Origin of the sequence: Streptomyces sp. NPDC052687, from assembly GCF_040678395.1 — a bacterium.
Classification (GTDB): Bacteria; Actinomycetota; Actinomycetes; order Streptomycetales; family Streptomycetaceae; genus Streptomyces.
Map to the genome: position 1 here is coordinate 204747 of NZ_JBFATR010000005.1, position 12156 is coordinate 216902.

Annotated in this window: 10 protein-coding genes and 1 tRNA gene; 4 read left to right on the top strand and 7 right to left on the bottom strand. The window is 69.7% G+C overall.

Translation table 11 applies throughout. The features are described from left to right. Positions 1-33: 33 nt before the first annotated feature. The 6 genes from pknB to AB0K92_RS08510 all read right to left on the bottom strand — a co-directional run bounded on the left by pknB (position 34) and on the right by AB0K92_RS08510 (position 8197). Positions 34-2046: a Stk1 family PASTA domain-containing Ser/Thr kinase gene (pknB, locus tag AB0K92_RS08485; protein ID WP_365920647.1), complete on the bottom strand. Its 2013-nt coding sequence runs from the start codon at positions 2044-2046 to the stop codon at positions 34-36. Positions 2047-2213: 167 nt separating this feature from the next. Next, positions 2214-3686, bottom strand: a complete 1473-nt coding sequence (locus AB0K92_RS08490) for a penicillin-binding protein 2 (RefSeq protein WP_365920649.1) — start codon at positions 3684-3686, stop codon at positions 2214-2216. Continuing rightward, positions 3683-5122, bottom strand: coding sequence for an FtsW/RodA/SpoVE family cell cycle protein (locus tag AB0K92_RS08495; protein ID WP_365920651.1), 1440 nt, complete (start codon positions 5120-5122; stop codon positions 3683-3685). The genes AB0K92_RS08490 and AB0K92_RS08495 overlap by 4 nt, the downstream gene beginning before the upstream one ends. Before the next feature lie 27 nt (positions 5123-5149). Then, a complete protein-coding gene (locus AB0K92_RS08500) occupies positions 5150-6688 on the bottom strand; it encodes a Stp1/IreP family PP2C-type Ser/Thr phosphatase (RefSeq protein WP_166000505.1) in 1539 nt (512 codons plus the stop codon). 140 nt (positions 6689-6828) lie between these two features. Further along, positions 6829-7338: an FHA domain-containing protein gene (locus tag AB0K92_RS08505; protein WP_166000507.1), complete on the bottom strand. Its 510-nt coding sequence runs from the start codon at positions 7336-7338 to the stop codon at positions 6829-6831. A gap of 10 nt (positions 7339-7348) precedes the next feature. Continuing rightward, the gene (locus AB0K92_RS08510) at positions 7349-8197 is read right to left on the bottom strand and encodes a DUF3662 and FHA domain-containing protein (protein WP_365920654.1); all 849 of its coding nucleotides are present in this window, start codon (positions 8195-8197) and stop codon (positions 7349-7351) included. A gap of 620 nt (positions 8198-8817) precedes the next feature. On the opposite strand from AB0K92_RS08510, the gene AB0K92_RS08515 reads away from it, so the two are divergent. Further along, positions 8818-8901 (top strand) — tRNA-Leu (locus AB0K92_RS08515). 309 nt (positions 8902-9210) lie between these two features. Here the strand turns inward: AB0K92_RS08515 and AB0K92_RS08520 are convergent. Continuing rightward, positions 9211-10209, bottom strand: a complete 999-nt coding sequence (locus AB0K92_RS08520; RefSeq protein ID WP_365920656.1) for a LuxR C-terminal-related transcriptional regulator — start codon at positions 10207-10209, stop codon at positions 9211-9213. Positions 10210-10461: 252 nt separating this feature from the next. On the opposite strand from AB0K92_RS08520, the gene AB0K92_RS08525 reads away from it, so the two are divergent. The 3 genes from AB0K92_RS08525 (at position 10462) to AB0K92_RS08535 (ending at position 12090) form a co-directional block, all read left to right on the top strand. Continuing rightward, positions 10462-10698: a hypothetical protein gene (locus AB0K92_RS08525; protein WP_365920658.1), complete on the top strand. Its 237-nt coding sequence runs from the start codon at positions 10462-10464 to the stop codon at positions 10696-10698. A gap of 145 nt (positions 10699-10843) precedes the next feature. Beyond that, positions 10844-11008, top strand: a complete 165-nt coding sequence (locus tag AB0K92_RS08530; protein ID WP_365920660.1) for a hypothetical protein — start codon at positions 10844-10846, stop codon at positions 11006-11008. A gap of 41 nt (positions 11009-11049) precedes the next feature. Continuing rightward, positions 11050-12090 carry a transcriptional regulator gene (locus AB0K92_RS08535; RefSeq protein ID WP_365920662.1) on the top strand — a complete coding sequence of 347 codons (1041 nt, stop codon included), beginning with the start codon at positions 11050-11052 and terminating at the stop codon, positions 12088-12090. Positions 12091-12156: the final 66 nt, after the last annotated feature.

A 12156-nucleotide genomic window follows, 5' to 3' on the forward strand; every position in this document is an offset into this window, starting at 1 on the left:
GCTGCCGGGCCTTTTTCTCATGTCGCGCCGCGGTCAGTCGCCGTCGCCGCCTCCGAAGAAGCCACCGCCACCGCCGCCGCCGTTGCCGTTGCCGCCGTTGTTGTTGCCTCCGCCGAAGCCCACGGTCGTCAGGGTGATCGTGGTCTGGGCCGGGTCGTCGGTCTCGTTGCCGCCGTCCGGGTCCTGGTCGATGACCAGGGCGGTGTCGCTCTGGTCGCTGCCGCCGGCGAACTGGATGTTGGTGAAGCCGGCCGCGGCCAGTTCCTGCTTGGCCTGGGCGACCGTCTTGTTGCGGACGTCCGGGACCTTGGTCTTCTGCTTCTGGAGCTTGCCGACCTTGATCGTCACCGTGGAGCCGGGGTCGACCGAGGTGCCCCCCGCCGGCGTGGTCTCGATGACCTTGCCGTCCTGGTTCGGGTCGGTGGTCGGGACCTCGGAGCAGGTGCCGGTGAGGTTGTTGGCCGTCATCTGCCGCTGGGCGGCGTCACAGGTCTGGCCCGTGACCGACGGGACGATGGCCTTCGCCTCTTCCTTGGCGATGGTCAGGGTGATCGTGGAGCCCTTCTGGACCTCCTGGCCGGTGACCGGGTTCTGCTCCAGGACGGTGCCGGGCTCCTCCGGGGACTCCTTGGCCTCCGTCTCCACCTTGAAGCCGTACTTGTCGTCCTCCAGCTTCGACTTGGCCTCTTCCAGGCTGTCGCCGATCACGCTGGGCACGGCGACCTTGGGGGCGCCGGTGGAGACGGTCAGCGTGATCGTCTCGCCCTTCTTGACCTCGGTCTGCGGGTCCGGGTTCTGGTCGCAGACCTTGCCCTTCGGCTGCTCCTCGCAGGGCTTGGACTCGATGGCCAGCTCCAGGTCCGAGTTGACCGCCCGTTTCCGCGCGTCGTCCTCCGTCAGTCCGACGAAGTTCGGCACGGACACGTTGTCGTTGCCCACACCCCCGTTGCCGAAGGCGAACTTGCCGATCAGGATCGCGCCGACGAGCACCAGGACCGCCGCCACGACCAGCAGGACCGTGGAGGTGCTGGACTTCTTCTGGCTCTGACGGCGCCGGTCGGGTCGGTCGTCGTAGCCGTCGTCCGGACTCATCGGCGGCATCATCGACGTCGCGCCGGCGTCCGTGGAGCGCAAGGCCGTGGTCGGCTGGTCGTCCGGGTAGCCGCCGTAGCCGACCGATCCCATCGCGGCGGTGGCCGCCACGGGGGCGCCGTCGAGGCACGCCTCGATGTCGGCGCGCATCTCGTCGGCCGACTGGTAGCGGTAGTTCGGGTCCTTGACCAGCGCCTTCAGCACGATCGCGTCCATCTCGGGCGTGATCTCGGGGTCGAAGACGGACGGCGGCTGGGCCTCTTCCCGTACGTGCTGGTAGGCGACGGCGACCGGGGAGTCGCCGACGAACGGCGGGCGGACCGTCAGCAGCTCGTACAGCAGGCAGCCGGTGGAGTACAGGTCGGAGCGGGCGTCCACCTGCTCGCCCTTGGCCTGCTCCGGGGAGAGGTACTGGGCGGTGCCGATGACGGCCGCGGTCTGCGTCATCGTCATGCCGGAGTCGCCCATGGCGCGGGCGATGCCGAAGTCCATCACCTTGACCTGCCCGTTGCGCGTCAGCATGACGTTCGCGGGCTTGATGTCGCGGTGGACGATGCCGTTGCGGTGGGCGTACTCCAGGCCCTGGAGGATGCCGATCGTCATCTCCATGGCGCGCTCCGGCAGCAGCTTGCGGCCGGAGTGCAGCAGTTCGCGGAGCGTGGAGCCGTCGACGTACTCCATCACGATGTACGGGATCGAGACCCCGTCGATGTAGTCCTCGCCCGTGTCGTAGACCGCGACGATCGCGGGATGGTTGAGCGAGGCGGCCGACTGGGCCTCCCGGCGGAACCGGGCCTGGAAGGACGGGTCGCGCGCGAGGTCCGCGCGCAGCGTCTTCACCGCCACGGTGCGGCCGAGGCGGGTGTCATGGGCGAGATACACCTCTGCCATGCCACCGCGGCCGAGCACCTGGCCCAGCTCGTACCGGCCGCCGAGGCGACGCGGCTCTTCCATAGCTTCCTACCAGCCCTCTCCGTCGGTCCCGGTCGCCACTCGTACGACCGGAGGCTGCCGTCCGGGCCTACCGTACCCGGCTCGCTTTCTGTGACCTGGCCAAGCCCGTCACCCGATACAGGACCGGTATCGCAACGTGCACCGATGTGAAGGGGACGTGAGCGGGGTCACTTCCGGTTGCCGATGACCGCCTCCATCACGTTCTTGGCGATCGGCGCCGCGAGGCCGCCACCGGAGATGTCACCGCGGTCGGCGTCCTCGTCCTCCACCACCACGGCGACGGCGACCGGCGAGCTGCCGTCGCTGAGCTTGGCGTAGGAGATGAACCAGGCGTACGGCTTCTCGCTGTTGTCGACACCGTGCTGGGCGGTACCGGTCTTGCCGCCCACCTTGACGCCGGGGATCCGCGCGGTGGTGCCGGTGCCCTCCTCGACGACGGTCTCCATCATCGACTGGAGGATCTGCGCGTTCTCCTCCGACAGCGGCTGGCTCAGCTTCTCCGGCTCGGTCTGCTCGACGGTGTCGAGGCTGGGCGCCTGGAGCTTGTCCACCATGTACGGCTTCATCAGCGAGCCGTCGTTGGCGACCGCCGAGGCGACCATGGCCATCTGCAGCGGCGTCGCGGCGGTGTTGAACTGGCCGATGGACGACAGCGCGACCTCGGAGGGCGCCATGTCCTCGGAGAAGACCGAGGCGTTGGCGCGGACCGGGGTGAAGTGCTCGGAGGTGAAGCCGAAGTCCTTGGCCTTCTCCAGCATCTTGTCGTTGCCGAGGTCGGAGCCGATCTTGCCGAAGACGGTGTTGCAGGACCACTGGAGGGCGACGCGCAGACTGGCGTTCTCGCAGGGGTGGTTGCCGTCGTTCTTCAGCACGGTGGTGGTGCCGGGCATGGTCCACGGCAGCGGCGTCTTGGTCGGCTGGTCCGGGTCCGGGTACAGCCCGTTCTCCAGCGCGGCGGCGGCGGTGACGACCTTGAAGGTGGAGCCCGGCGGGTAGGTCTCGCGCAGGGCCCGGTTCAGCATCGGGTCGTCGGGGTTGTTCTTCTTCTGGAGCTTGTTCCAGGCCCGCTCGTCGTCGGCCGAGTAGCCGGCGATCGTCGACGGGTCGTACGACGGGTACGACGCCAGCGCCAGGATCTTCCCGGTGGACGGCTCGATCGCGGCGACGGCACCCTTGCCGCGCTCCTTCAGGCCCTCGTAGGCGGCCTTCTGCGCGGCGGCGTTGAGGGTGGTGACGACGTTGCCGCCCTCCTTCTTCTCACCCGTGAGCATGTCCAGGGTGTTGCGGAAGAAGAGCCGGTCGTCGTTGCCCGTGAGGATGCCGTCCTCCAGGTTCTCCAGCTGGTTGGTGCCGAAGGCCTGGGAGGCGTAGCCGGTGACGGGCGCCCACATGGGGCCGTTCTTGTAGGTGCGGACGTACTCGAAGTCCCCGCTGGAGGCCTTCTTCGAGCCGGTGATGGCCTTGCCGTCGACGATGATGTCGCCGCGCGGCGTGGCGTAGCGCTCGATGGCGACCCGGCGGTTGTCGGTGTCCGTGGCCAGCTCGTCCGCTCGGACGTACTGGAGCCAGTTGTCGCGGATCAGCAGGGTCAGGATGAGCAGCCCGCAGAAGATCGCGATCCGTCGCAGGGGCTTGTTCATGTCGGGCGGACCACCTGGGTCATCTCGGCGTCGGGGTTGGGAGCGGGGGACGGGGCCGGTCGGCGGGCGGTGTCGCTGATCCTCAGGAGGATGCCGACGAGGGCCCAGTTGGCGATGACGGACGACCCGCCGGACGCCAGGAAGGGCATCGTCATACCGGTCAGCGGGATCAGGCCCATGACGCCGCCCGCGACGACGAACACCTGCAGCGCGAAGGCGCCGGACAGGCCGATGGCGAGCAGCTTGCCGAAGGGGTCGCGGGCGGCGAGGGCGGTGCGCACCCCGCGCTCCACGATCAGGGCGTACACCAGCAGGATCGCCATCACGCCCGCCAGGCCCAGTTCCTCGCCGAAGGTGGCGAGGATGAAGTCGGAGTTGGCGGCGAAGCGGATCAGCTCGGAGTGGCCCTGGCCCCAGCCGGTGCCGAGGGTGCCGCCGGAGCCGAACGCCCACAGGGCCTGCATGGCCTGCTCGGAGTGACCCTCGACGCCCTGGCGGGAGAGCATGTACTCGCGCATCGGGTCGAGCCAGGCGTCGACACGCTGCTGGATGTGGTGCTCGAAGCTCGCCACGCCGACGGCGCCGACCGCGGACATCAGCAGACCGAAGACGATCCAGCTGGTCCGCTCGGTGGCGACGTACAGCATGATCACGAACATGCCGAAGAACAGCAGCGACGTACCGAGGTCGGTCTCGAAGACCAGGATGAGGATCGAGATCGCCCAGACGACGAGGATCGGTCCGAGGTCACGGCCGCGCGGCAGGTACAGGCCCATGAAACGGCGGCTGGCGAGTGCCAGCGCGTCCCGCTTGACCATCAGGTAGCCGGCGAAGAACACCGCGAGCACGATCTTCGCGAACTCACCGGGCTGGATGGTGAACCCGGCGATCGAAATCCAGATCTTCGCGCCGTACAGGTTCTTGCCGAGGCCCGGCACCAGCGGCAGCAGCAGCAGCACCAGCGCACCGACCATGGAGATGTACGTGTAGCGCTGCAGAACGCGGTGGTCCTTGAGGAAGATCAGCACCACGACGAACAGCGCCATGCCCATCGCCGTGTACATCAGCTGCCGGGGCGCGGCGGAGCCCGCCTGCCCGATCGACCGCAGCAGCTCCGACTGGTCCAGCCGCCAGATGGCGACCAGCCCGAGCCCGTTCAGCAAGGTCGCCAGCGGCAGCATCAGCGGATCCGCGTACGGCGCGAACTTGCGTACGACGAGATGGGCGATGCCGGCCAGCAGGCCGAGACCCAGTCCGTAGCTCAGCAGCCCGGACGGCACCTCCTCGTTGATCGCGAGCCCGACGTTGGCGTACGCGAAAACGGGGATGACCACCGCGAACACCAGCAGTGCCAGCTCGGTGTTGCGGCGGCTCGGGGTGCCGATGGAGCCGATCGTGGACGTGTGGTGCGTCGGCGTGTTCGTAGTACTGCTCATGATCTGACAGGGCCTCTCACGGCTTGCCTACTGCTTACCGCACATCGAGACGACCTTCTGCTCTTCCTCCGAGAGGCTGGGGCCGGGCCGGGGAGTGGCGGTCGGGCTCGCGGACGCGGACGGGTTCGGGGACACCGAGGGGCTCGGCGACGCCTTGGACGTGACGGAGGTGCGGGTGGTTCCCGTGACGCCGCCGGCCTCGCCCTCACCGGTCCGCGCGTTGTTCTCGCGTTCCGCGGCTTCCGCGGCCTGCCGCTCCGCCTGCTTGCGGCACGCGGAGGCCTGCACGGCCAGCTCGTCGATCTTCGCCTGGGCGTTCTTCAGGTCGCCCTCGGCGATCGTCGCCTCGACCAGCTTCCGCTGGTAGGGAGGCAGGTACTTGAGTTCGATCTCCGGGTGGTCCTTCTCCACCTCGGACAGCGACACCCAGGCCAGGTCCTGGTTGATGCCGCGGTACAGGGCGACGTGCTCGCCGTTGGTGCCGACGTAGTACTGGGTCTGGGTCCACCGGTAGCCGCCGTAGAGGCCGCCGCCGACCACGGCCAGCGCGAGGACGCTGTAGAAGGAGCGTTTGAGCCACCGGCGGCCCTTGCGGGGCTTGGTGAAGTCGCTCTCGTCGTACTCGCCGAAGCCGCCGGTCGGGATGAACCCGGTGACGTCGCCGGAGCCGGGCGGGCCGAACTCGCCGCCGCCGCCCTGTCCGGGTGCCTGCCGGCCGAGGCCGGAGGCGCGGCCGGCGGGGGTCTGCATGATGCCGTTGTCGGACAGCTGGTGCTGGTTCTCGGCGACCGCGCCGACCACCACCGGCGTGTCCGACAGCTGCCCGGCGAGGGTGTCGCCGGTGTCCAGGTCCAGGACGTCGGCGACGATCACCGTGATGTTGTCGGGGCCGCCGCCGCGCAGCGCGAGCTGGATCAGCTCCTGCACGGTCTCCTGCGGACCCTGGTAGCTGGCGAGGGTGTCCTCCATCGTCTGGTGGGAGACGACCCCGGACAGCCCGTCGGAGCAGATCAGATAGCGGTCGCCGGCCCGCACCTCGCGGATCGACAGGTCCGGCTCCACGTGGTCGCCGCTGCCGAGGGCGCGCATCAGCAGGGAGCGCTGCGGGTGGGTGGTGGCCTCTTCCTCGGTGATCCGGCCCTCGTCGACGAGGCGCTGCACCCACGTGTGGTCCTGGGTGATCTGGGAGAGGACGCCGTCGCGCAGCAGGTAGGCGCGCGAGTCGCCGACGTGGACCAGGCCGAGCCGCTGGCCGGTCCACAGCAGGGCGGTGAGCGTGGTGCCCATGCCCTCCAGCGACGGGTCCTCCTCGACCATCTGCCGCAGCTGCTCGTTGGCCCGCTGTACGGCCGCGCCGAGCGAGGTGAGCACGTCGGAGCCCGGGATGTCGTCGTCGAGGGCGACGATCGTGGAGATCGCCTCCGAGGAGGCCACCTCGCCGGCGGCGGCGCCGCCCATGCCGTCGGCGATCGCGAGCAGCCGCGGACCCGCGTAACCCGAGTCCTCGTTGCCCTCGCGGATCATGCCCTTGTGCGAACCGGCGGCGAAGCGCAGTGACAGACTCATGCGCACCTCGCCCGTCGGCTCCGGGTACAGCCGATCGTGTCGAGCCACACTGCCCACCCTCCGGTCGGGAGCGCGCCGGGGCCCCGGGTGTGGACCGCCGCTGCGTGCTCGCTCCGCTCGCGCTCATTCATGACGTGGCACTACTTCCGCAGCTCGATGACGGTCTTGCCGATGCGGATCGGCGCACCCAGCGGGATCGGCGTGGGAGTCGTGAGGCGGGTCCGGTCGAGGTACGTGCCGTTGGTGGAGCCGAGGTCCTCGACGATCCACTGGCCGTCCCGGTCCGGGTAGATCCTGGCGTGCCTGCTGGAGGCATAGTCGTCGTCCAGCACGATCGTGCTGTCGTGCGCCCGGCCCAGGGTGATGGTCTGGCCCTGCAGCGCGACGGTGGTACCGGTGAGGGTCCCCTCGGTCACGACCAGTTTGGTGGGAGCGTTACGGCGCGCCCGGCCGCCCGCGGGCTGCTGGCGCTGTTGCGGGGGCGCCTGACGCGCGGCCTGCTGCGGCCGCGCGGCCTCCCGCCGGGGTCCGCGCTGGGTGACGCGCGTACCGAACAGGTCGCTGCGGATGACCTGCACGGCCACGATCACGAACAGCCACAGTACGGCCAGGAAACCCAGCCGCATGACCGTGAGGGTCAGCTCTGACATTGCCCCCGGATCACCCTTCGGCTTGCCTATAGATAACGGTGGTGCTGCCCACGACGATCCGCGAGCCGTCGCGGAGCGTAGCGCGGGTGGTGTGCTGCCCGTCCACCACGATGCCGTTGGTGGAGCCGAGATCCTGGATCGTCGAGGGCGTTCCGGTCCGGATCTCGCAGTGCCTGCGGCTCACGCCGGGGTCGTCGATCCGCACGTCGGCTTCGGTGCTGCGGCCCAGCACGAGCGTCGGGCGGGAGATCTGATGGCGGGTGCCGTTGATCTCGATCCAGTAGCGGGTGCGTCCGTCGGCCACCGGCGTGGCGGGAGGACGCTGGCCGGCCGCGGCCGGCGGGTAGCCGTAGCCACCCGGGCGGGCGCCGGGCGGCGGTGCGGCGGGCATGGGGGGCGCGCCCGTGGGGGCGGCCGGCGGGTAGCCGTAGCCGCCGGGGCGGCCGGCGGGCGGTGCGGAGGCGGGCGCCTGCTGCTGGCTGCTGGAGGAGGCGAGCGTACGGCTGCGCACCCGGTACAGGCCGGTGTCGAGGTCGTCGGCCTTCTCCAGGTGGACCTTGATCGCGCCCATGAAGGTGTAGCGCTGCTGCTTGGCGTAGTCGCGGACCATGCCGGCCAGCTCGTCGCCGAGCTGCCCCGAGTACGGGCTCAGCCGCTCGAAGTCGGGGGCGCTCAGCTCGACGATGAAGTCGTTGGGGACGACGGTGCGGTCGCGGTTCCAGATGGTGGCGTTGTTGTCGCACTCGCGCTGCAGCGCGCCCGCGATCTCCACGGGCTGCACCTCGGACTTGAAGACCTTGGCGAAGGTGCCGTTGACCAGACCTTCGAGACGCTGCTCGAAACGCTTCAGGACTCCCATGGGGCACCTCCTCCGTCGTTGCCGTCTGCGTACTGCCGTGCGTGTTGCCGTGCGTTCGCCGTGCTGCTGCCGTGCGTGTCGCCGTGCCTGCTGCCGTGCCTGCTGTTCTGTCTACTGCCCTGTTGTACTGCTTACCCGGTACTGCTTACTGATCGTATCCACGCGCCCGTGAATCGGCTGGTTCCCCCTGTCAGCGCGGTCGACGGGTGTCGACCTGCGCCGGCGGGCGGCTGTGCCGATCCGGTGCCGGCGGGTGCCGGCCGGGACCGGCGGGTGCCGACGAGTGTCGAACGGGTGCCGACGCCTGCGAGGTTCCCTTCGGAGCCCCCCTTCGAACTCCTGCCAAGGATCGTAGAGGCGGTCGCAAACAAGTGTCCCGCACCGGAGTGTGGACTCCGCCCGGCTCCTGGGCAGACGGCCCGGACCGGTACGAGGTTGATACGTGACGGCAACGGCCTGTCGTCGGAGTGCGGCGCGGCCAGGGTGCGGAGACGGGGTGCGCGGGGGGGCCGCCGGGGGGTGCCGGGAACGGATGTGAATCCACCCCGGACAGCGTGCTAATGTTCTGCGTGTCGGAAGGCGCCGGGCCGAAAGGAACGGAGCCGGAAGACACACCCAATGCGCGGGTGGCGGAATAGGCAGACGCGCTGGATTCAGGTTCCAGTGCCCGCAAGGGCGTGGGGGTTCAACTCCCCCCTCGCGCACTAGGAGCGCCGACGTAGTGCTCCTGCGAACCGAAGAAACGGGCTCATCGTGATCACGATGAGCCCGTTTCGCTGTGTGTGAGCAGATCGACCGGGTGTGATGTTGCTTACACGCATGACTGCCGGGCGGCTGGTGGGCCGCCCGGCAGACGGAATCCCTGGTTGTGGATCTTCAGTGGTTCACGGACAGTGAGCTGTCTCACTCTTCGGGCGGTGTGGACCGCCCAGTCGGGGCGAGAGAGGCGAGCAGTGCCCGGCCCGGGCGGGGGACGACGAGCTCAAGTGCTCGTCGCGCGCGGTTGCGCGGCCTCACTCCTCGTTCTGGGACAGGTAACCCCGCTGCACGGCGCGTACCCCGGCCTGGAAGCGGCTGCGCGCGTCCAGACTGGTGATCACGGTGCCGACCAGTCGGCGGGCGGTACGCACGGACACGCCCAGGCTCTTGGCGATGCTCTCGTCGGTGCGGCCCTGGGCCATGAGACGCAGCGCCTCCTCCTGGGTGCGGGTCAGCCCGGTCGGGGACGGCCGAGGGGGCTCGCCCAGCGGGGACGCGTCCGCCCACACGTACTCGAACAGTCGGACCAGCATGGTGAGCAGACCGGGACCGCTGACGATGTAGGCGCCGGCCGCGGTGTCCTCGGCGTCGGCGGCGACCAGCGCCACGCGCCGGTCAATGACGATCATGCGGTTCGGGAGGCTGGGGACCGTGCGGACACGGGCTCCGCGCTCCTCCAGCCAACGGGCGTGATGCATCGTCGCGGCATCCTTGCGGATGCTGTCGACATACACTGTCCTCATCTGCACTCCGCGCTCGAGCAGGAGCAGGTTCAGCGGTTGGGACGCCTTCATGTTCGCCGGAGTCTGCGGGCCGCCCGGAGCGAACGTAAGGAACTCCTTCCGGACCTGGCTGTTGAGCATCTCCAGGTGATCCCGGATGGCCTCCACGCTTTCGATGTACTGGAGGCCCAGCCCAGGTGCCAGGTCTTGGAGATACGCGTAGTCGGCGATGAGTTCGGCGGCGGCTGCTCGGGTCGCCTCCAGACGCTGGCGCTGTGCGGCGATCTCCGCTTCCTGACGCGCCAGCAGTATCTGCATGGCGAGCGGTGGGCTGACGGCGCGCGGTGACGAACCGCTGTCCTCGCTGACGCGCACCAGGGTCAGTTCTGACAGGGTGTCCAGTGCCCCACGCACCGTTTCGACCGGCATCGAAAGCCGCTCGGCCGTTTCCACGACGCTGTCGTCCGGATGCGCCAGCATGGCGCGGTAAACAGCCTCCACGGCGGGATCGAGACCCAGGTGGCCTGACATAGAAGACCCCTCCCCCATTGAGCAGTTTCCCGGCAGGTCGGTTCAGCGGAATAGTGGTCGATATCCGCTGAGCCGGTGAGCCTCACGTCAGTCTAACGACGGGTCACAAGCCCCCTGACCTGCGGGAAGGAAGGCGGCTGCGGAGCGTTATCTGCGTAGGAAACGCCCTCTACACAACCCAAGGCCCAGGCTCTTATGTATTTGGTGCATACCGAGTTGAACCATTCCAGTGGCGCTCCACTGACGGCCGCGGTGGCACACGCCGTCGCTCAGGCGGACGGCGTCGAGCACGCCACTGTTCACCCCGACACCGGGCCTTGTCCCGTCCTCGCGCTGTACACGCGCGCCCGGTCGGCCACCGACGCCGCCGTCGTGGCGACACGCGCATGGCAGGCCGCGGTGGCGCGGGAGAGGTGGGAGAACTGGACCATCGTCAGCATCCGCACCTACCGGATCGGACTTGCCGCGGAGGACGCGCGCCCCTTCTGAACAGCGGCCGCGACCGCCTGCGGTGAACCCTTGTGGCCAGTTCGGCCATGGCCACTCTGCCCGCGGAATTCCTCTTCTGCGAAGGCTGTGAGGCCGTTCAGAATCGTCGGCGATGGATCAAGGAACGGCGTCAAGGAGGAACACCATGCGCTTCGTCAACGCGCTCGCCGCATCACTCGCGGGCATCGCTGCCGCGCTTCTCTTCGGTCTCGCCGCTCAGGGCCCCGAGGCGCCGACCGGCGGTGCGGTGACGGCGAACGGCGGCACCGCGCACGTGCTGATCCCTGCCGGTGACTCGGGATGGCAGTGACCGGGTCCGGGACCCGCTCGCGGCTCACAGGAGCAGAGGGCATGCATTCCGGTCATCTTCCGCCCGGCGAGGCCGTGGACGCCCAGCGGCTGTTGCGGCTGCGCGACGAGGTCCTTGCGGCCCCGTCCGTGAACCAGGTGCACGTCGCCCACCTGGTGGTCGGGGACAGCCCGCGACTGGCGGGCGAGGACCCGGCCCACGTGCAGATCCTGGCCGAGGTGGAGGACTCGTTGCCCCCGCTGGTCGTGCACCGCGCGACGATGCGGGTCATCGACGGGATCGCCCGGCTTCGCGCCGCGACGCACAAGGGGCGGACAACCGTCGCGGTGCGGTTCTTCGACGGCAGTGAGCAGGAGGCGGCCCTCCTCGCGGTCGCCCTGAACATCACGCACGGACGTCCCCTGACCCTGGAGGACCGGACCGCCGCCGCGTTGCGGATCTTCGTGGCACACCCACACTGGTCGGACCGCGCGGTGGCCACTCTGGCGGGACTGTCCGCCACGAAGGTGGCCGCGCTGCGCCGGGACGGCGCGGGTGCGCGGGGCGGCCGCCGCGTGGGCAAGGACGGGCGGGCACGTCCGGTGGACGCGGCCGCGGGGCGCGAGCGGGCCCGGCTGCTGCTGGAACGGAACCCGGGTGCGTCGATGCGGCGGATCGCCCGTGAGGCCGGCATCTCGGCGGCGACCGTCGCAGATGTGCGTGACCGGATGCGCCGCGGCGAGAGCGTCGTCCCGGCGGGCTGCTGGGGTGGGGGCCGGGAGCGCACGACGGTACCGCAGCCCCTCGTCTCGGTGGTTCCCGAGCGGCAGCCAAGGGAGGTGGACGAGCTGGTCCGGGCGGTGCACGAGCTGCAACGGGACCCGTCCCTGCGGCAGAGCGAGGAGGGGCGCTCGCTGCTGCGCATGCTCAGCGTGTGCGGGGTGTTCGCACGTGACCGCGAGAGCATCGCCGCGGCCCTGCCCTGGCACTGCCGGCCCCGGCTTGCCGAGGTGCTGCTGGACTGCGCCCAGATCTGCCAGGACTTCGCGGGAGAGCTGAGCGGCACACCGGGGACCGCTCGACTGCACGCGGTGGGCAGTTGAGCGCCCGTACGGAGCCCGTGTCGCCCGGAACCGGGTCCGCGTCGCCCGTACCGAATCGAGCATCGA

Bases quoted from the DNA above. Each gene is read 5' to 3' on its own strand.
- pknB (WP_365920647.1), bottom strand. From the start codon at position 2,046: ATGGAAGAGCCGCGTCGCCTCGGCGGCCGGTACGAGCTGGGCCAGGTG.
- AB0K92_RS08490 (WP_365920649.1), bottom strand. From the start codon at position 3,686: ATGAACAAGCCCCTGCGACGGATCGCGATCTTCTGCGGGCTGCTCATC.
- AB0K92_RS08495 (WP_365920651.1), bottom strand. From the start codon at position 5,122: ATGAGCAGTACTACGAACACGCCGACGCACCACACGTCCACGATCGGC.
- AB0K92_RS08500 (WP_166000505.1), bottom strand. From the start codon at position 6,688: ATGAGTCTGTCACTGCGCTTCGCCGCCGGTTCGCACAAGGGCATGATC.
- AB0K92_RS08505 (WP_166000507.1), bottom strand. From the start codon at position 7,338: ATGTCAGAGCTGACCCTCACGGTCATGCGGCTGGGTTTCCTGGCCGTA.
- AB0K92_RS08510 (WP_365920654.1), bottom strand. From the start codon at position 8,197: ATGGGAGTCCTGAAGCGTTTCGAGCAGCGTCTCGAAGGTCTGGTCAAC.
- AB0K92_RS08520 (WP_365920656.1), bottom strand. From the start codon at position 10,209: ATGTCAGGCCACCTGGGTCTCGATCCCGCCGTGGAGGCTGTTTACCGC.
- AB0K92_RS08530 (WP_365920660.1), top strand. From the start codon at position 10,844: ATGCGCTTCGTCAACGCGCTCGCCGCATCACTCGCGGGCATCGCTGCC.
- AB0K92_RS08535 (WP_365920662.1), top strand. From the start codon at position 11,050: ATGCATTCCGGTCATCTTCCGCCCGGCGAGGCCGTGGACGCCCAGCGG.